This is a genomic window from Rhodococcus sp. PAMC28707 (assembly GCF_004795915.1).
Classification (GTDB): domain Bacteria; phylum Actinomycetota; class Actinomycetes; order Mycobacteriales; family Mycobacteriaceae; genus Rhodococcoides.
Genome location: NZ_CP039253.1, coordinates 1,830,927 through 1,849,180, shown reverse-complemented (window position 1 = coordinate 1,849,180; position 18,254 = coordinate 1,830,927). Strand labels below are relative to the sequence as shown.

Below are 18,254 nucleotides of genomic sequence, written 5' to 3'. Positions count from 1 at the left end.
CGGCAACGGCTTCGATCATGAGTCCAGAAGTACCCGCCTGCTGGCGGCAATCGGACTCTGCGCTGTGAGGCCACCGTCGAGCACTAGAGTTTGGCCGCTCATATATCTGGACTCATCCGAGGCGAGATAGACCATGGCCCAACCGATGTCCTCGGGATCACCGATCATGTCGAGTGCATTGTGGTGACGGATGTCGGCAATCACATCGGCAGGAACGTTGTCGCGCAGCGCAGGCGTCATGATCGCACCCGGAGCCACGGAGTTGCAGCGAATGCCTTGGCGGCCGTACTGGGTAGCGATGTACTGGGTGAGGCGGATTACCGCAGCCTTGGCTGCTCCGTATGCACACTGGAGCGTGTCGCCGGCCAGACCCGCCACGGACACCGTGTTGATGATCGAGCCTCCACCGGCTTCGATCATGTGCGGCAATACCAGTCTCGAGGCGACGACAGTGCTACGGGCGTTGAGCGTCATGGTGCGGTCCCACTCGTCCAGATCCAGCCGAAGCAAGTCGAGATCCTTGCGCGGATTGCTACCACCGACATGGTTGCAGAGCACATCGATGCCACCGAATTCGCTCACGGCATGCTCGACCATCGATGCAAGGGAGTCCTCGTCCATCACATCCACCGCGGTGCCGATGGCAAGCTTTCCGGGGGTGCGGCTGTTGATGTCGTCAGCAGCGCTTACGGCCGCATCGTGGTCGAGGTCGCTGATAAGTACGTGTGCTCCCTCGGTGACCATGAGTTCGGCAGCAGCACGGCCGATTCCGCTTGCTGCTCCGGTGATCACAATCTTCTTGCCAGAGAGGCGATTCATCGCTGGTTCCTTTCGTGGAAGTGCCGAAACAGTTTCGCGTAGATGCCACTGTTTCGAGTCGGCCAAGCCCAGTCAACAGTGTTGACGAGAGGTTGTCAACACTGTTGACTAATCGGCAACTCGATCCATCGCCGCCTTGGTGTCGACGTCACATCCTGCGGTAGGTAGCCGAGTTCTCCTGCGGCGCTGATCGACCCGCGATGCGATTTCAACTCACCGGCGACAAGCCGGAGGAGTGTGGATTTTCCCGATCCGTTCGAGTCGACGAGTCCTGTTCTACCAGAGGGTAATACGAGATCGAGGCCGTCGTAGGACTTCTCGCCGTCCGGTCAGGTGAACGCGAGATCGGAAATGCGCAGGGAGTACGAAGTAGACATAAGTGCTCCAGAGGTCTGCGTGCGAGAGTGCAGGCGCGGAAAACCTCTAGAAGAGCAAGTGCCTCTCCGAATCTGTTGGCGACAAGCCAAATTTCAGGTCAGACCGAGGCGGCGGGCCTCGCAACCTTGTTTACGACGGACCCTTCTTGCGTAGGTCGTCCACGGTGGTCATGGCCTCGCGTAGTTCCCCGAGCCACTCCTGAGTGTGTTCGCCGACGAGCTTGACCGCCCACGACAGAGCGTCCGCGCGGGAGCGGGCAACGCCGGCGTCGACGAGAGTGTCGAGAACCTTGCGTTCGGGCTGGCGGAGCCTGGTCATCACCGGAACTGCGAGGTGAGTGAAGAGTACTGCTTCACCATCTACGGCGACGCCCCACGCGATCTTGCGGCCGTACCGTGCCTCCGCCTCGTCGGCGATCTTCATCCGGTCCTGCCGCGTCGTCTCGCGGAACCGAGCGATACGGCCCTCGGTGTTCGCTGCCGAAGCGTCGTCGGGTGTGGGTAGTTCGCCGATGACGACGATCTCCTCGCGGTCCACCTCGATGGTGGCCGCACCGGCGAACCACTCGTCGGGCAGTCGGCCGGCGAACCACTGCCCGGCATCTCCGGCATCGGGTGTGTCGGCTTGTTGCCAACCACCCGGGCGGCCGAACTTGTGTCCTTGGTGTCTCATGTCGCGTCCTTTGTTAGTTGTGTAAGTCTAATTACATGATTACACCGTAAATCCGATAACCGCCACAACTGAGGCATGATCATCCCCGTGCTCACTTCGAAGAGAACGGTGTCCGCCCTTGTTGCCGTCACGGCGCTGGTACTGGCCGGCTGCTCGGACGACGGTCCGCCGGAACCAAACACCACAGCCCAGCAGTTCGTCGATGCCGTCAACGATGGAAATGCCGAGGCAGCCGCCGCGCTGACGACGGATCCGGCCGCCGCGGCAGCAGCACTGACGGGCCTGTACGACGGCCTGAGTGCCGGGGGGACGGTCACGGCGACACCCGATTTCACCGTCGAGGACACCTCCGAGGAGGGTGGGACGGTCACTCTGGATGCCACGTGGCGTTTCTCGACGACGCAGGACGGTTCCGAGGAGCCGGACGGTGAACCGAAGCAGTGGCAATATGCGACAACTGCAACGGCTACCGAGACCGACCAGGGTTGGCGGATCGACTGGAACCCCGCCGTATTGGCTCCGACGCTCTCGGCCGACAGCGCCATCCGGTTCACCCCGACCGATGCGCTCGTGAGCGCCAAGGTGTTCGATCGTGCCGGGGGCGAATTGATGTCACAGCAGGTCGTGAACCTTGTGAACGTCGACGCCACCGCCGATCCTGCGGCCGTCGCAGCTCTCCTGACGCCGATCGTTCCGACGATCACGGCGCAGTCGATCGCAGCCGACGTCGCGGGTGCGCAGGGCAAGACGGTGACTCTCGTGTCGTTGCGAGCGTCCGACGTCGACCCCATTGCTGCGCAGCTCGCCGCAATGCCTGGCGTGACGCTTGCGCCGCAGGCCCGACTCCTCACCACCGATCGCGCGCTCGCGTCACCAGCGCTGAACGGGGTATCGGAGCTCTGGCAGCAACAACTCGACGCCAACAAGGGCTGGTCCGTTCAGTCGGTCAAAGCCGACGGATCCGTCGAACCGCTGGCGGGAATCGACGCCCAGCCCGCACCGGATATCGCGACGACGCTGGACTCCGCCCTTCAGATCAAAGCCGAGAACGCACTCGCGTCGTTGCCGCAGCAGGCTGCGATCGTCGCGTTGCAGCCCTCGACCGGCAACGTCCTCGCCGTCGCGCAGAACGCTGCGGCGGACGCCGAAGGCCCGATCGCGCTGACAGGTCTGTATCCGCCCGGTTCGACGTTCAAGACAGTGACGACGTCGGCGGCGCTGGAAGCAGGGACAGCGACCCCCGACACGATCCTGCCGTGCCCGGGAACCGAGAACATCGAGGGCCGCCAGATTCCGAACGAGAACAACTTCGATCTCGGTGACGTCCCGCTGCACACGGCATTTGCCCGATCGTGCAATACGACGATGGGCCGCCTCGGCGTCGGGCTTCCCGCCGATGGATTGCAGCAGACGGCACTGCAATACGGCCTCGGCGTCGACTATGTGACGCCAGGGCTGACCTCGGTCACCGGCAACGTCCCTCTCGCAGCTACGCCGGCGCAACGCGTCGAATCCGCCATCGGTCAGGGGCAGGTGACGGCGTCACCGTTCGGGATGGCTCTCGTCGCGTCGTCGATCGCGAGTGGCATGTTGAAGGCTCCGACGCTTCTCGACGGACAGCCCGGTGTAGCGAATGCGACGCCGAAACCTGTGGATCCGCAGGTAGCCGAACAGGTGAAGGCGATGATGCGCGAGACCGTCACCAATGGCACGGCCACGCAGTTGCAGGACATCCCCGGCCTACTGGGTAAAACCGGAACTGCCGAGTTCGGGCCGAACAACGAGATCGCGCACGGTTGGTTCGTCGGGATCGCGGGTGATCTTGCCTTCGCGGTCTTCGTAGCGGGTGGGCAAAGTTCGGGTCCCGCGCTCGAAGCAGCAGGTAAGCTCCTGCGGTAGCGGGCCGGCAGGCAGATACCTGGCGTGGCCCAATCGTGACCAGAGTGTATGTCTGTCGTGCTTGTTACCCTTGTGGCTACAGTGAATATTGTGACCCATGAGTTCTGGAAGGTCACTGATGCCTCGTCGTATTCGTGTCCGATATGTAGTGGCCCTCGGCGCAACGTTGGTGTTGGCCGCATCACTTGCCACGTGGACCCTCGATCGCCCTAATAGTGGAGCCGAATCCACGGTGTCCGACTTCGTCGAGGCGCTCAACGACCGCGACGTCGAAGCAGCCGCCGAGCTGACGTCGTACCCCAACGCTGCGGCATCGTCGATCTCACAGATGTTCGACGGTCTGTCCGCGGGCGGAAAATCAACCTCGCAGTTCGAACTCTCGCAATTCATCGACCTCGACCAAGACTCGGGGTTCTTCACCCTCGGCTCGGCGTGGAACTTCGGCGAGGGCAAGGATTGGCAGTACTCGACGCGCGGCAGCGCGAAGAAACTGAGCGTGGGCTGGCGGATCACCTGGGAGCCGGACATCCTTGCACCGGGCTTGGTCAGCGCAGTGCACTACACCCGAACGGACGCGCCGCCACCCCTGGTATTCGACGCTGCGCAGAACGTCCTGATGAGTGAGCGCACCATCAACGCCGTCTCTCTCGACCCTGCACAGATGCCCGACCCGGCAGCGTCCGCGGCGCGACTCGCCGACGTGATCGACGTCGTAGCGCCGTTGATCACTGCAGAATCGTTGACCTCCGAACTCACTGCCGCACCAGGTGCCCCGGTACTCGCGGTGAACCTGCGCGACGACGACTTCTCGGTTCTCGAGGACGATCTGCGTGCTATTCCCGGAGTCGTGATCTCGCAGACACCCAAACTGATCGCGGGCGATCGGCGCATCACCTCCCCGTTGCTCGATTCGATTCGCGACGCCTGGCAACTCGGCCGCGACGCGACGTCCGGTTGGGCAGTGGACGTCGTCGGTGCCGACGGAATTCCGGCGCGTCAGGTGGGGTTCCAGGGCCCTGGCGGTCCGGACCTGCATGCCACGCTCGATCCTCGGATTCAGTTGGCAGCCGAGGATGCCGTGGTGAGCGTCGGGACCTCCGCGTCGATCGTGGCCATCGTGCCGTCGACCGGTGCCATCGTCGCGGCTGCTCAGAACAGTTACGCCAACGAGCAGGGGCAGATTGCGTTCTCGGGTATGTATCCGACGGGATCGGCAACGGCAATGCTCGACGCCCTGCAGTCCGGTGAAAACCCGGGCACGCCGACTCAGCTCGGCCTCGGGGTCAACTACTCGATGCCAGGACTCGACGCCTTCGCCGGTCAGCGATCCGGACCGGGTGGGTCGATCGATCGGATCCGGTCCGTCGGAAACGAGAGGTCTGCGGAGTCGATGACGCCGTTCGGCCTGGCTCAGATGGGTGCGGCGATCTCCCGTGGAGCAGCGCCCCTTCCGTCGATCGTCGTCGGTCAGACCGCCGTCGCCGACCAGTCGACCGATTCGATTCCGCCTGAAGCCCTGGCCAGGCTCCGTAAAATGTTGGTGGACTCTGCTCATGCCGAAGGACTCGACGCGTACGCGGGATTGACAGGTTTCGCGGGTAACAGTGGCGACGATCGGTGGTTCATTGCCAACCGAGGCGACCTTGCGTTTGCCGTCTACATCGAGGACGCGGACGGAACGGACCAGGCCGTGAAGATGAGTACCCGCCTGATCCGAGGCATGGACTCCGGCATCGCCGAGTAGCCCCCCTGTGCTTCATTTCGGTCTGCTCGTGGTGGCTGGTTACTTCGCCGGCCTCGTCGGCTTCGTGACCGGGATGGCGTCGTTGGTGTCGTATCCAGCCTTACTGGCGGCCGGGTTGCCTCCGGTGAGCGCAAATGTCACCAACACGGTGGCGATGGTCGCCGTCGGTGTGGGCGCGACGACGAATGCTTCGGCCGAGCTCGCCAAGGACGGTAAGCAGCTGGTGCGCTATGCCGTCTATTCGGCAGCCGGTGGGCTGGTCGGTGCCGTCGTTCTGCTCGTTGCGCCCGCGGGATCCTTCGAGGTGGTGGTGCCGTTCCTCGTTGCGTTCGCGGCCCTCGCGCTCCTACTGCAACCGAGGATTCGAAAGCTGTCCGGAAATCGACAGTTTCCGACGCTGTATCCGTTCGCACTGTTCTTGGTTGCTGTCTACGGCGGGTACTTCGGGGCAGGTGCCGGGGTGATCTTCTTGGCGCTCGCCCTGATTGCCACATCCGAAACGATATGGCGCGCCAGCATTCTGAAGAGCTTTTTTCTGGGCGTCGCGAACCTGGTTGCGGCCGTGATCTTTGCGTTCTCCGGCCAAGTCGATTGGCTCGCTGCGCTGGCGCTGGCGATAGGGGCCTTCTGTGGTGGCTACTGTGGACCGCCCGTGGTCAAGCGCATTCCTCCGACGTTCCTGCGCATCGCTGTCGGAATTCTCGGGCTCGGGCTCGCAGCGTGGTTGATGTGGAAATAGCTGCAGGCGTTGCTATTTCACACCGCTCATCATTTTCTTGATCCACGGCGTCAGCGCAACCAGCGCCACGGCGACCGCGATGGATGCAGCTCCGACGCTGTAGAAGAACGGGTTCGGATTGTCCTGGTCGTAGTAGCCGGCGAGAGTGCCTGCCATGGCTGAACCGAGGGCAACAGAGAGGAAGAACAACGCGACCATCTGCGTGTGGAAGTTCTCCGGCGCGAGTTTGGTGGACAGTGACAGGCCGACTGGGGAGAGGAACAGCTCCGCGAAGGTGAACATCAACAAGATGCCGATCAGGGCGAGCAGTGGCATGTTGTCGCCGGCGAGGGCGGGCACGAATGCGAGGAAAGCTACGCCCATGATGCCCACGCCTGCAGCGAACTTCAGGGGCGTCGAGGGCTGACGGTTACCGAGCTTGGTCCACATTGCGGCGAAAATGCCCGCAAAGATGATGATGAACACCGGGTTGATGGACTGCACCCACGACGGCGGGAACTCCCAGCCTAAGAGATTTCGGTCCAATTCGGTGTCGGCGATGAGCGGCACTGTGGTGAATTGCTGCTGGAAAAGCGACCAGAACGCAGCACTGGCGATGAACATCGGAATGAACGAGATGACCCGACGACGTTCGATCGAGGTGATGTTCTTGCTGGACAGGATGATCGCGAAGTATCCGATAGCAGCGACGACCGTGACTCCGACGACGACGTTGGACAGGTTCGATGCTCTGATCGCCCCGAACACCGAGAGCAGGGCGATGACGGCGATTGCTGCCGCAATGATCGCGACCCACTTGGTTCGCTCGGTCGAGGGGAGCGGATTGGGGGCGACAGCGCCGATGCCGTGCAAATGCTTCCGGCCGAGCGTGTACTGGATGAGACCGAGCCCCATACCGATAGCCGCCAGCGCGAAGCCGGCATGGAATCCGATCTTGTCCCAGACCAAACCGGTGAGCAGCGGGCCGATGAACGCGCCGATGTTGATGCCCATGTAAAAGAGCGAGAAGCCGGCGTCCCGTCGAGGATCCTTCTCCTCGTACAGGTCTCCCACCAAAGACGTCGCGTTCGCTTTGAGGCCGCCGCTACCGAACGCGACGAGAATCAATCCGACACCGACCCCCAGGAACCCGGGCAGCACTGCCAGTGCGATGTGGCCGAACATGATGAGGATGGCGCTGTAGAACAGGGTGCGTTCGGAACCGAGAAGTCGATCGGCGATCCACGCGCCGAGAATCGTCGACAGGTACACGGTGCCGCCGTATGCACCGACGATCGAGGTTGCCGAGCTTTCAGGGATCCCGAGTCCGCCGTCGGACACCGAGTAGTAGAGGTAGAAGATGAGGATGCCTTGCATCCCGTAGAACGAGAAGCGCTCCCACATCTCTACACCGAACAGATTCGCCAGCGCGAATGGCTGCCCGAAGAATCTGGTGTCCTGCTTGTCCGTCACGTCGGCCATTACAGAACTGTCCCACGTGCGACGGCCCCGATGGGGCCGATGGGGTCAGTTTTTCCGGGCGGATACAACTCTTGCGAGGGCGCGCCAGCCCAGAAGGAACAGCGCCAGCACGGTCGTGGCGACGACGACGAAGCTGAAGGCAGTGCCCTGCCCGCTGATCGCCCGCAGCACCATGCCGATCGCGACGGTGGACACCCACACGATGATGCCGGTCGGGACAAGGAAGAACGCGTCGAACTTGTCGCGGTAGAGCGCCCAGGTGGCGACCCAGCCGACGACCGCACCGATCAGAAACGGCCAAGCCGTCGTGGCCAATCCAGCGAGTGCACCCGTCTCGTCGTGGCTGCGTCGACCGATGGCGCAGAAGATCAGGACCAGAACGAGATCTATGACTGCGGGAACGTACAGCGGGGCGAAACGGCCCGGTACGGCGGCGATGATCGGGTTGCGCTTGCTCACCGGTCCCACAATAGAGAACGGGCCCGCCGACTGCATGTCCGCGGGCCCGTTCCGGTGAAAGTGGCGACCTAGGCAGCAAGACCTGCTTCGATTTCGAGGGTCAGGGTGATCTTGTCGCCGACGACTGCGCCGCCGCCTTCGAGAGGCATGTCGATGGTGAGACCGAAGTCGCGACGGTTGATGGTGGTGCTGGCTTCGAAGCCGGCGACCGGACCGTTGCCCATGCCGGCGTTGACGCCGTTGAACTCGAGTGCCAGGTCGATCGACTTGGTGACGCCGTGCAGGGTGAAGTCACCTGTCACGACGAAGTCGGAACCCTTGGGCTGTACCGACGTCGAGACGAAGGTGGCGGTCGGGTACTTCTCGACCTCGAAGAAGTCGGCAGTCTTGAGGTGGCCGTCGCGCTGCGCGTTGTCGGTGGTGATGGAGGTGACGTCGATTTCGGCGGCGACGGAAGGAGTGCCGTCGGCGGCAACGGTGATGGTGCCGGTGAACGCCTGGAAGCGGCCGCGGACCTTGCTTACGACGAGATGGCGCACGGAGAAGCCGACGGTGGAGTGCGAAGGGTCGATGTTCCAGGTGCCTGCGGACAATTCTGGCAATGCGATCGCGGTGGTCATGTGAGCTCCTCTAGCGGTGGGGTTGAAGGTTCAACTTGCATAGTACACAAGCGGACCGGGGTCCGAATCTATTCCCGGATACCGAATTGAGATGCCGGTCATAGATTTCGAGCGGGAGGGAAAAGCCCGTTATCCAGACTCGGGGTCGGCGTTGTCCGCCCGCGGCGGAGCCTCCCGAGGCAGCCGGGACCCGTCGCGCAGGCCCCTGGTTTCCCGCTGTTCGACGGTTTCCCGCTGTTCGACGGCTTCCCGCTGTTCGACGGCTATGTCGTATTCGAGGTTCTCGTGCTGGTGGTTGCGGAACACGACGAGGAAAACGATCCAGCCGACGATCGCGACGAGGATGAAACTGACACCGCGATAGACGAAGGCGGCTGCGACGGCCTGTGACGCGCTGATGCTGGCCGCGCTGGTGAGGAAGGCGATCAGGGTGGCGTCGACGATGACGAGTCCACCCGGCGCGAGCGGCACGGATCCGACGGCCTTGCCTGCGGCGAAGGCGATGAGCAGACCGGAGAGTCGGGGGTCTGCGCCGACGGCGAAGCAAGCGAAGCCGAGGCAGGCGACGTCGGCGAGTCGGTGAACCGCCGACCACGACACGGTGAGCACGCCGTCCCGTGTGCCGAGTCGAACCGATTGAACTTGTTCGATGATCTCGTCGATACGCTCGGCGCCGGTATCGGTGGGCCGGTTACGGAAGTCGTTGATCTTGCGCAACGTCCACTGGGCTGTGCTGCGTATCGCCTGCGGGTGTGCGGAGATGTACCGCCCTCCCAGGACGATCAGGACGACGCCCGCAATCGGCAGTACCAGGGTGAACGTGTTGACCGATCCGCCCACCAGGAGGGCGCCGCCGACGCCGAGGACTGCGAGTCCCGCGGCCGCGATGACTCCGGAGATCGCGAGCTGCCATGAGGCGACTACTGGACTTGCGCCCCACCGTCGGGTCTCACGGTAGGTGAACGCGGTGGAGAAGACCTGTCCGGCGGGCAGCGTCAACGACATGGCAGTGCTGCCGTAGATGACCGAGACCGACTTGGACTGACGGACGCGAACTCCACCGGCTTCGAGCAGTTGCTTCTGGACGCGGCCGAACGCGCTCAGTGAGAGTGCTTGCGCAAAGACACATGCGGCGAGCCAGCCCCAATGAATCTCGGTGAGGGCCTTCCATGACTCGTGCAACCGCGGCCAGAGGTAGATTCCCTCGCCGATGAGCAGTGCGAGCAGGGCAATCCCGACGACCCATTTGAACCAGCGGAGACGATTCCGCTTCCGTGGCCCGTCGGCAACGGACTCCGGTCTTGGTTCGGCCACCTTCACAGGGTAACCACACTGCGCCCGCTGTCAGGGATGCTCGACCGGCCACGCAAGATGTGTGCGTCTACGCCGGCCGCGTAATTGAACCTGATCACCGAGTTCCCAATGCGACTGTTCCTCGTCGCTGGCGAAGTAGAGCGCGGACGTCGACGCGAGAACGCGGCCCGGTCTCAGCTTGGCCAGTTCGGTCAATCGAGACGCTTCGTTGACGGGATCTCCGATCACGGTGTACTCGAACCGCTCGGCTGCGCCGATGTTCCCGGCGACGGCCAGCCCTGCCGACACACCGATACCGATGTCGAGTCCGGTGATGTCGTTGAGGGCGAACCGCAGGTCACGAGCTGCAGCGAGCGCGGCGGTCGGCGCGTCGGGTCGGTCGAGGGGTGCGCCGAAAATGGCGAGTGCCGCATCACCCATGAACTTGTTGACGAATCCGTTGTGCTGATCGATGACGTCGACGACGACGCGGAAGAATTCGTTGAGGAGGACGACGACCTCACTGGGAGGACGCTCGGAGGCCGTTGCCGTCGACCCGACCATGTCCACGAAGAGCACCGCGACGAAGCGAGTCTCGCCTCCCAATTCGGTACCGAACTGCAATGCACGGCGCGCCACGTCTTCGCCGACGTGTGCGCCGAACAGTTCACGCAGGACGCGTCGTTCCGCGGACTCCTCCATCATGCGGTTGAAGCCGACTTGCAGTCGGCCGATCTCGCTCCCGTCGAACACGTCGACCTCGACGTCGTTCTCGCCGCGTTGGACACGCTCGATCGCCCGACGCAGTTGCCGGATCGGGTCGGAAATCTGGCTGGCCGTCAACATCGACAGGATGAACGCCTGCCCGATAGCGAGGATGCTGAGCAGGATGATCGCGATCGCGAGCGAGTTGGGGGAGAACACCAGATCGGTGGTCAGCTGGGTCACACAGAGCAAGATGATGCCGATGACGGGCATCAGGGTGCCCAGCCCCCAGGTCATCGCCATCCGGGTGCCGATACCGGGTGTCATGGTCCGGTCGAATCGACCCTCGCTCAGTGCCATCGCAGCGAGGGGGCGCAGGATCCGTTCGCCGAGCATGTAGGTGAATCCGAAAGTGACGGTGGCAGCCATGACCACTGTGACGATGACGGCGACGGCGAGCGACGGCATTTCGGCGACCGTCAGGAAGACGAAAAGAACACCCCCGAAGACCCATAGGAGGGCATGCACGATCGCTTGACGCAACGGCGCGTGCAGCGCAGTCATCTGCTCTTTACGGGTGGGTGGCCCACCCCGTAGCTGCCACCGAATGACCGTCCGCAACAGGCGGGACGCGTAATAGAGGCTGACCCCGCCTCCGAACAGCAGATAGATGCTGAAGATCCAGACATTGCGTGATCGGTCCGCGATGATCGACTCCGACTCGGCTATGGGCAGCCCATAGCGAACGAAGCCGAATACGAGCACCGCGCCGAAGAGGTTGGACAGGCCCATCGAGACCATATAGAGCGGCCAGCGACTCTTCAGTGTGAGCGAGACCGCTCGGAAAGATGCCAGCACAGGTTAAATTTACCGGGTGGGCACAGACGAGCTGCGGGCAGAAGCACCAAAGGACCCTTTCGGTGCCCGATCGCCCGCGGATTCGGTTCATCCGTTGGTGCGTATCGGAGCGGAATGGACGTGGCGTCTGCTGGTTCTGTTCGCCGGATTCCTGACTCTTTGCTACGTCGTCATCCGGCTCGAAACAGTGTTCATTCCCATCGGACTGGCGCTGCTGGCTTCGGCGATGCTGGTACCGATCGTCGATTGGATGCAGAGACGCGGAGTTCCGAGATCCGCAGCAGTCATCGTCGTCATCATTGCCAGTATCGGTGTCGTCGTCGGAATCATGACGTTCGTCGTCGAGCAATTCATCGAGGGACTACCGCAACTCGGCGATCAATTCACCGCGAGCATCAACGACATCCAGTCCTGGTTGTCCACTGGCCCACTTCATATAAGTGAAGATCAAATCCGGCAGACCAGCGACGAGGCCGTCAAGATCGTCCAGGACAATCAGGCTGCGGTCACGTCCGGCGCATTGACCACCGCGACGTTCATCGGTGAGGTATTCACCGGCGGGTTGCTGACGCTGTTCACACTGATCTTCTTCCTGTACGGCGGAGATCAGATCTGGAACTTCGTCACCAGGCTGGCCCCGATGTCGTCACGGCGTCGCATTCGCCTTGCCGGTAGCCAGGGCTTCGGCTCTTTGATCGGTTACGTTCGCGCCACCGTCGCCGTCGCCGCCGCCGACGCCGTCGGTATCGGAGCTGGGCTGGCCATTCTCGGTGTGCCATTGGCGTTGCCGCTGGCATCGTTGGTGTTCATCGGCGCGTTCATCCCTATAGTCGGAGCCTTCCTCACCGGATTCGTCGCAGTGTTCATCGCACTGGTGACAAAGGGGCTGATCACCGCGTTGATCACGCTCGGCATAGTCGTCGCAGTCATGCAACTGGAAGGTCACGTACTGCAGCCACTCCTCTTGGGACGCGCGGTACGACTGCATCCTTTGGCCGTGGTTTTCGCCATCACCTTGGGAATCCTGTTGGCAGGCATCATCGGTGGCCTGCTGGCCGTTCCAATCGTGGCAGTGCTGAACACGGCGATCCGCTCGCTGCTGGCAGACGACCCGGACGAGGTCTACGAGGAGCTGGAGGAACACGATCCGTCGGAGCCGCTGTTCCCGGCAACGGAGGACAGTCCACACCCACGCAGCCGACAACTCGACCCGGGAACTCTCGAACAGCCCGATGACTGACGCACTGACGCCACTCTGGCGCGCGTCGCAGGTGTTTCGATTCGTCACCCTGCTCTATGCGGTCAGCTATCAGGTCGCCTCGATGTCCTCTTACAACAATCCGCGACTGAGCTGGTTCTTCGTGGCCCTGATGGCGGTGTGGACCGGGATCTCGGCAGCGCTTCTCTCGAATCCGAGAATGCCGCGATGGAAGGTGGTGTTCGCCGACCAACTCGTCGTCATCGGGTTGATGGCATCGACGCGGTTGGTCGCCGATCCCCAGTGGTACAGCACTCACCAAACTCTCCCGACGACATTGTGGGCCACCAATGCGGTGATCTCGGCGGCGATTCTCTTCGGACCCAGAGGCGGAATCGCGTCGGCGATCGTGCTCGCGGCCGTAAGCGCACTGGTGCGCGATCAGGTGAACTTCGATCTGTGGACGGATGCGACAGCGCCGGTTCTGGTGTCGGTCGGGCTTGCGCTCGGGTTGGCGAGCAATACGGCCAAGCGCGCACACTCGGAATTGGAGCGGGCCATCAGGCTCGCGGCGATCACCGAAGAACGCGAACGGCTCGCCCGCCAGGTGCACGACGGCGTCCTGCAAGTGTTGGCGCTGGTTCGTCGGCGCGGGAACGAAATCGGCGGTGCTGCAGGTGAACTCGCTGACCTTGCCGGTGAGCAAGAAGTTGCGCTGCGAATGCTGATCTCCGAACAGGGGAACCCGAGCCGCGTCGATGCCGGCGATGCAGAGGTGGACCTGGGGAGTCTGCTCCGACAACAGGGCAGCACCACTGTGTCGATCTCTGCCCCGACGGATCCAGTACTCGTCCACGAACCGGTCGCCGAGGAGCTCGCTGCCGTTCTCGCGACAGCGTTGTCGAACGTGACGTTGCACGCGGGATCGGGTGCGCGCGCGTATGTTCTGCTCGAAGATGTAGCCGGCGACATCATCGTGAGTATTCGTGACGACGGCGTCGGGATAGCTGCCGGGCGCCTCGCCGAAGCTGAAGCAGAAGGCCGAATGGGTGTCTCCAAGTCGATATTGGGAAGAGTTGAGATGCTCGGCGGCACAGCAGTTCTCGACAGCGATGTCGGGACGGGGACCGAGTGGGAGATTCGAGTACCGAAGGAGTGGAAGTGATGGAGAAGCAGATTTCTGTCATGGTCGTCGACGACCACCCCATGTGGCGCGACGGGGTGGCACGCGACCTCGACGCGGCCGGATTCGACGTCGTTGCCACCGCTGACGGAGTCGGGTCCGCGGGGCGTCGCGCTCAGGCCACGCAACCGGCCGTCGTGCTGATGGACATGCACTTGACCGACGGCAACGGGGCCGATGCGACGGTCCAGGTGCTGCTCGGTTCGCCGAACAGTCGGATTCTGGTGCTGTCGGCCTCCGCTGAACGCGGTGACGTGCTCGACGCAATCAAGTCCGGTGCCAGCGGGTACCTGGTCAAGAGTGCATCGGCCGAGGAATTGTTCGACGCCGTCCGGGCCACCGCCGCCGGGCAAGCCGTATTCACTCCCGGTCTGGCCGGGCTGGTCCTCGGGGAGTATCGCCGTATCGCCAACGCCACCGCCCCCGCGGACGCGAACGACACCGAAGTGCTGCGTCCGACGCTGACCGACCGCGAGACCGAAGTGCTACGCCTCGTGGCAAAGGGGTTGAGCGCGAAGCAGATTGCGACCAAACTGACGTTGAGTCATCGCACGGTGGAAAATCACGTGCAGGCCACACTCCGCAAGCTGCAGCTAGCCAATCGTGTCGAGCTGACGCGTTACGCGATCGAACAGGGTTTGTGAGCCGCCTGCTCGGGGCAACCCCATCCCATGAGTGAGACGGACAACCCAGTGGATACGACGGTGGACCCGACCGCGAAGTCGGCAGGCCTGGATGCGGACGGTGCGCAGAGTGCGGCCGAGCGTGGGGAGGCCGTCCGCGAGTTCGACGACCACCTCGACGGATCGGGCGACAAGCCGACGTTCCCGACCCCTGATGCCGCGGAGGTCACCGACACCGAGACGGACCCGAAGACCACGACGCGAACCGAGTAGCTCAGCTCTTGACCAACTGGGTGAGGGCGATCTTGGCGATCGGAGCATACGGGAGCACCAGCCCTGGGAAGCCGTCGACCGTCAACCACGTCCGTGAACCGGCCGGATGCGACTCGACGCCGTGGGTCAGCGTCAACCCCAGCGCACGGTTTTGCCACCAGGCCTGCCACGTCCAGGTGCGGGCCGCCTCGTCGACGGCGAGCACACGGAAGTCGATCCGAATCCAGAGTGGTCCCACTACTCTGCCCGCGGTGTCGGCAACCAGCCGTTCGCCTTCGTAGTCGACGCCGCTGATCTGTGGCGCCCACGTCGACCACAGATCGGGATTCATGTAGCGCTCCCACACAATCCCTGCGGGAGCCGAGCCGGTGGCATCGATCGTGATTTCCATACTGTGGGCTGTACCCGCGAGCTGGCCCAGCGAACCTTGCAGTTCAAGGCAGGCGGTCCGCCTGGGCATTATCCTGGTGTCATGGAGGCCAGGAATCTGCGAGTATCGGATGCCGAAAAAGAACATGTCGGTGAGTTGCTGCAGCGTGCGGTGGGCCTGGGGATGTTGTCCCTCGGGGAGTTCACCGAACGTATGGACACTGCGCTTACCGCGAAGACGCGTGGTGAGCTGAACGCTGTCGTGGCGGATCTGCCCGGGATACAGATTGCCGAGGAGTATCGGCCGACGGTCCCCGTAGCCTCGGTGCCGTTTCAGCAGAGCGCCCCCACCTACGACCGGGCGCATACGGTGTCGTGGGATCGAAGTCAGGTATCGGTCGTCCGCGGCACGATGTCGACGGTGTCACGCAAAGGTCCTTGGAACGTGCCACCCCGGATGACGATCGACAGCAAACTTTCGAATGTCACGCTGGACTTCACACAGGCGGTCATGTCGACCCAGGTCGTCGAGATCATGGTGAACGACTATTGCAGCACCATATCGCTGATCCTGCCCCCGGCTGCTACCGCTGACCTCGACGGCCTCGAAACAGTCGGGGGGAGTGCGAACAACAAGGTGCGCACCGGCCCGCCGGTCGGGCCGCTGCACGTTATCGTGCGCGGAAAGGTCCGGTTCGGAACACTCACCGCCAAACATCCCCTGGGTACGTCGCTGCGGCGGATGTTCGGCAACTGAGTGTTTCTCGAGGGCCGCTCGGTAAACCCCTAGGTGACGAGGAGTAGAAATACTCAGCCGTCGCCGGGCAGCGTCCGACATGATCTGTCCATGACGAATCCGCGTAGTGCCGGTGTCGATCCGCAATTGGTGGCGAGACTGTCGGGCCAGTTCGCAGCACTGGGGGAGCACCTCCGGCAGGTTTCCGGCGAACTCGGGCAGCTGCATTCACAACTGGCAGCGCAGCAGGCACCGATGTTTCCTGCCCAGCCCCAGCAGTTTGCTCAGCCCCAGCCCCAGCCCCAGCCCCAGCCGTTTGCTCAGCCCCAGCAGTTTGCCCAGCCTCGACAGTTCCCTCGACCGCCCCAGCCTGTACCGGCCCAACCTGTACCGCCCCGGCCTGCCGCGCCGAGGAAGGAGCCATGGTGGCAGCGCGACGGTGTGATCTCTCGGCTGCTCGCGATCGCCGGTGCCGGAGTGACATTGATCGGCATCGTGATGCTGCTGGTTCTGGCAGCGCAAGCGGGGTGGTTCGGGCCGGAACTACGTGTCGGTGCGGGAGCGGCATTCTCGTCGGCGTTGGTCTACATCGGGTCTCGCATATTCGGTCGATCCGGCGGCAGGGTCGGTGGTATCGCTGTTGCGGCGACCGGAGTTGCCGGTCTTTATCTCGACGTTGTGGCCGTCACGGTGATCTACGACTGGCTCGAGCCGGCTCTCGGTTTGGCCGCGGCCTTCGGTATCGCAGCGGCTGGTATCGCGCTGGCGGTGTCGTGGCGTTCGCAGCCGATGGCGGCGTTGATTCTTACCGGAGTTGCCGTGTGTGCACCGGTGGTCAGCGGCGGAATCACGTTGTCGGTCATCGGTTTTTTCGCGGTAACGTTCATCGCGACCTTTCCCGCCCAGCTCGGACGTGACTGGCCGCTGTTGAATGTGGCGCGCACACTTCCGATCGTTGCCGCCACGTTGCTGGGAATAGCGGAGGCCTCGTCCGCTGGAGTCGGGATCGGCGATGCCGTCACACTGTTGATCGTTGCGTCCGTCGTCGCCGCATTCGGGTTGGGAAGCTCGCTCGAACTCCTTCGCCGCAACGCCGCCGACACGATGGCATCGATGATGATGGCGCTCGGTGTACTGCCGATTCTTTTGGTGGGCAACCTGTTCGAGCGGTGGACACTCGCGCTGGTCGAACTCCTGGTCGCCGTTACCTGCGCGGCAACTATCGCCTTGGCACGCTGGTTGCCGGTGCATGCCAGGATTGTGCTTTCGCTTGTCGGTGCGGCGGCGTTGTTGCAGGCCGTCGTCGTTCCGACCGCAGTGGAACTGCGTCCGCTCACGCTGTTGGCGGTCGCTGCTGCGGCACTCGTTCTCGCGCAGAAGATCTCGTCCAAGATCGCCTACTTCCTCGGCGGTGCATTCGCCGCGCTCGGGACTATCGGTTTCGTCGTCGTCGCACCCGTCGACGGCCTCATGGATGCGGACTACGCCGCCGGACATTTCGGCGTCGTGGTTGCCGGTCTGCTGTTGGTAGCGGTTGCGGCGGGCCTGGTTCTGGTTGCTGTCCAACTCGGAATCGTCGAGCAGAACGTGCAGTCCTGCTGGGTGTTCGCAGGCGTTGTCTCGCTCTACGGTCTGACGTCCGCGACGGTCGCGCTCGGAGTGGGAGCGATCGGCGGCACAACAGGTTTCATCGCGGGTCACTGTGCGGCCACCATCGGATGGATGGCAGTGGCCATGGCATTGCTGATCATGGGGCTTCGGAGTGAGAAGTACGCGCACACTGCACTATTGGCGGGTCTATCGTTGACTGCTGCTGCTGTGGCCAAGCTGTTCCTGTTCGATCTGGTTGCTCTCGACGGCCTCTTCCGTGTCGGCGCCTTCATCGTCGTCGGACTTCTGTTGCTCTTCGCGGGCACCAGGTACGCAAAGGTGTTCGCAGACCGTGAGGCCGAACAGGTATAGCAAGGTACGGACGAGCCCGCCGGCTCAGTAGGGTGCTGGCCGGCGTCGTTCGCGGGCATTTTGGGTAGCGCGGTGTTGCCGGAAGCGGCAGCGAAGCTCGCGGATTCTGGACCGAGCTTTGCCGGTGCCCGCCCGGGCGTATTCGGAACGCGAGGGGGATGCGTGTGGGGAGGCATATGTTTCTCCCACCAGGTCGGGCCGTCCGGGCAATCCTCCGGGGGCGCCGGCCGCCTTGTGCGAACACGAAGTGGCGGGGAATTCGG

The 18,254-nt window shown here is 63.2% G+C and carries 17 protein-coding genes and 1 pseudogene; 9 read left to right on the top strand and 9 right to left on the bottom strand.

The annotated features are described in order from the left end of the window. Positions 1-15 precede the first annotated feature (15 nt). From E5720_RS08385 to E5720_RS08375, 3 genes and pseudogenes are all read right to left on the bottom strand, one after another. On the bottom strand, positions 16-819 hold the full coding sequence (locus E5720_RS08385) for an SDR family NAD(P)-dependent oxidoreductase (RefSeq protein WP_136170278.1): 804 nt from the start codon (positions 817-819) through the stop codon (positions 16-18). 146 nt (positions 820-965) lie between these two features. Beyond that, positions 966-1,196 (bottom strand): annotated as a pseudogene (locus E5720_RS08380) (ATP-binding cassette domain-containing protein); the annotation flags it as partial. A gap of 130 nt (positions 1,197-1,326) precedes the next feature. After that, positions 1,327-1,869, bottom strand: coding sequence for a hypothetical protein (locus E5720_RS08375; protein ID WP_136170277.1), 543 nt, complete (start codon positions 1,867-1,869; stop codon positions 1,327-1,329). A 75-nt stretch (positions 1,870-1,944) separates the two neighbouring features. Here E5720_RS08375 and E5720_RS08370 point away from each other — a divergent pair, with 75 nt between their 5' ends. The 3 genes from E5720_RS08370 to E5720_RS08360 all read left to right on the top strand — a co-directional run bounded on the left by E5720_RS08370 (position 1,945) and on the right by E5720_RS08360 (position 6,251). Next, entirely contained in the window at positions 1,945-3,768 is a 1,824-nt protein-coding gene (locus tag E5720_RS08370; protein ID WP_136170276.1) for a penicillin-binding transpeptidase domain-containing protein, read from the top strand. Between the two features lie 97 nt (positions 3,769-3,865). Then, positions 3,866-5,512, top strand: a complete 1,647-nt coding sequence (locus E5720_RS08365) for an NTF2-like N-terminal transpeptidase domain-containing protein (RefSeq protein ID WP_210729977.1) — start codon at positions 3,866-3,868, stop codon at positions 5,510-5,512. 7 nt (positions 5,513-5,519) lie between these two features. Next, positions 5,520-6,251 carry a sulfite exporter TauE/SafE family protein gene (locus tag E5720_RS08360; protein ID WP_136170275.1) on the top strand — a complete coding sequence of 244 codons (732 nt, stop codon included), beginning with the start codon at positions 5,520-5,522 and terminating at the stop codon, positions 6,249-6,251. A 12-nt stretch (positions 6,252-6,263) separates the two neighbouring features. Here E5720_RS08360 and E5720_RS08355 read toward each other — a convergent pair whose 3' ends face one another. The 5 genes from E5720_RS08355 to E5720_RS08335 all read right to left on the bottom strand — a co-directional run bounded on the left by E5720_RS08355 (position 6,264) and on the right by E5720_RS08335 (position 11,590). Beyond that, positions 6,264-7,712 carry a peptide MFS transporter gene (locus tag E5720_RS08355; protein WP_136170274.1) on the bottom strand — a complete coding sequence of 483 codons (1,449 nt, stop codon included), beginning with the start codon at positions 7,710-7,712 and terminating at the stop codon, positions 6,264-6,266. Positions 7,713-7,757: 45 nt separating this feature from the next. After that, positions 7,758-8,120, bottom strand: coding sequence for a DUF3054 domain-containing protein (locus E5720_RS08350; RefSeq protein WP_247596299.1), 363 nt, complete (start codon positions 8,118-8,120; stop codon positions 7,758-7,760). A 119-nt stretch (positions 8,121-8,239) separates the two neighbouring features. Further along, complete coding sequence (locus E5720_RS08345; RefSeq protein WP_136170272.1) at positions 8,240-8,791, bottom strand: YceI family protein; 552 nt, start codon at positions 8,789-8,791, stop codon at positions 8,240-8,242. Positions 8,792-8,920: 129 nt separating this feature from the next. Continuing rightward, positions 8,921-10,105 carry a YbhN family protein gene (locus E5720_RS08340; protein ID WP_210729976.1) on the bottom strand — a complete coding sequence of 395 codons (1,185 nt, stop codon included), beginning with the start codon at positions 10,103-10,105 and terminating at the stop codon, positions 8,921-8,923. A gap of 30 nt (positions 10,106-10,135) precedes the next feature. Next, complete coding sequence (locus tag E5720_RS08335) at positions 10,136-11,590, bottom strand: adenylate/guanylate cyclase domain-containing protein (protein ID WP_136172532.1); 1,455 nt, start codon at positions 11,588-11,590, stop codon at positions 10,136-10,138. An 88-nt stretch (positions 11,591-11,678) separates the two neighbouring features. On the opposite strand from E5720_RS08335, the gene E5720_RS08330 reads away from it, so the two are divergent. From E5720_RS08330 to E5720_RS08315, 4 genes are read left to right on the top strand one after another with little or no spacing between them, the layout of a single operon-like run. Continuing rightward, a complete protein-coding gene (locus E5720_RS08330; protein ID WP_136172531.1) occupies positions 11,679-12,887 on the top strand; it encodes an AI-2E family transporter in 1,209 nt (402 codons plus the stop codon). Then, entirely contained in the window at positions 12,880-14,010 is a 1,131-nt protein-coding gene (locus E5720_RS08325; protein WP_136170270.1) for a DUF5931 domain-containing protein, read from the top strand. Before E5720_RS08330 ends, E5720_RS08325 begins: the two co-directional genes overlap by 8 nt. Further along, on the top strand, positions 14,010-14,672 hold the full coding sequence (locus E5720_RS08320; RefSeq protein WP_210729975.1) for a response regulator transcription factor: 663 nt from the start codon (positions 14,010-14,012) through the stop codon (positions 14,670-14,672). Before E5720_RS08325 ends, E5720_RS08320 begins: the two co-directional genes overlap by 1 nt. A gap of 27 nt (positions 14,673-14,699) precedes the next feature. Then, a complete protein-coding gene (locus E5720_RS08315; protein WP_136170268.1) occupies positions 14,700-14,924 on the top strand; it encodes an autophagy-related protein 2 in 225 nt (74 codons plus the stop codon). 1 nt (position 14,925) lies between these two features. Here the strand turns inward: E5720_RS08315 and E5720_RS08310 are convergent, their stop codons facing one another. Then, complete coding sequence (locus E5720_RS08310) at positions 14,926-15,315, bottom strand: SRPBCC family protein (RefSeq protein ID WP_136170267.1); 390 nt, start codon at positions 15,313-15,315, stop codon at positions 14,926-14,928. Between the two features lie 81 nt (positions 15,316-15,396). On the opposite strand from E5720_RS08310, the gene E5720_RS08305 reads away from it, so the two are divergent. Both E5720_RS08305 and E5720_RS08300 read left to right on the top strand, forming a co-directional pair. Next, positions 15,397-16,050 (top strand): DUF1707 domain-containing protein, encoded by a 654-nt coding sequence (locus E5720_RS08305; protein WP_136170266.1) that lies wholly within the window; start codon positions 15,397-15,399, stop codon positions 16,048-16,050. Positions 16,051-16,140: 90 nt separating this feature from the next. Then, on the top strand, positions 16,141-17,991 hold the full coding sequence (locus E5720_RS08300) for a DUF2339 domain-containing protein (RefSeq protein ID WP_210729974.1): 1,851 nt from the start codon (positions 16,141-16,143) through the stop codon (positions 17,989-17,991). Positions 17,992-18,254 lie beyond the last annotated feature (263 nt).

Excerpts from the sequence above, each read along its gene's own strand:
- E5720_RS08385 (WP_136170278.1), bottom strand. The coding sequence starts at position 819 with ATGAATCGCCTCTCTGGCAAGAAGATTGTGATCACCGGAGCAGCAAGC.
- E5720_RS08375 (WP_136170277.1), bottom strand. The coding sequence starts at position 1,869 with ATGAGACACCAAGGACACAAGTTCGGCCGCCCGGGTGGTTGGCAACAA.
- E5720_RS08370 (WP_136170276.1), top strand. The coding sequence starts at position 1,945 with ATGATCATCCCCGTGCTCACTTCGAAGAGAACGGTGTCCGCCCTTGTT.
- E5720_RS08365 (WP_210729977.1), top strand. The coding sequence starts at position 3,866 with ATGAGTTCTGGAAGGTCACTGATGCCTCGTCGTATTCGTGTCCGATAT.
- E5720_RS08355 (WP_136170274.1), bottom strand. The coding sequence starts at position 7,712 with ATGGCCGACGTGACGGACAAGCAGGACACCAGATTCTTCGGGCAGCCA.
- E5720_RS08345 (WP_136170272.1), bottom strand. The coding sequence starts at position 8,791 with ATGACCACCGCGATCGCATTGCCAGAATTGTCCGCAGGCACCTGGAAC.
- E5720_RS08335 (WP_136172532.1), bottom strand. The coding sequence starts at position 11,590 with ATGGTCTCGATGGGCCTGTCCAACCTCTTCGGCGCGGTGCTCGTATTC.
- E5720_RS08325 (WP_136170270.1), top strand. The coding sequence starts at position 12,880 with ATGACTGACGCACTGACGCCACTCTGGCGCGCGTCGCAGGTGTTTCGA.
- E5720_RS08320 (WP_210729975.1), top strand. The coding sequence starts at position 14,010 with ATGGAGAAGCAGATTTCTGTCATGGTCGTCGACGACCACCCCATGTGG.
- E5720_RS08315 (WP_136170268.1), top strand. The coding sequence starts at position 14,700 with ATGAGTGAGACGGACAACCCAGTGGATACGACGGTGGACCCGACCGCG.
- E5720_RS08310 (WP_136170267.1), bottom strand. The coding sequence starts at position 15,315 with ATGGAAATCACGATCGATGCCACCGGCTCGGCTCCCGCAGGGATTGTG.
- E5720_RS08305 (WP_136170266.1), top strand. The coding sequence starts at position 15,397 with ATGGAGGCCAGGAATCTGCGAGTATCGGATGCCGAAAAAGAACATGTC.
- E5720_RS08300 (WP_210729974.1), top strand. The coding sequence starts at position 16,141 with ATGACGAATCCGCGTAGTGCCGGTGTCGATCCGCAATTGGTGGCGAGA.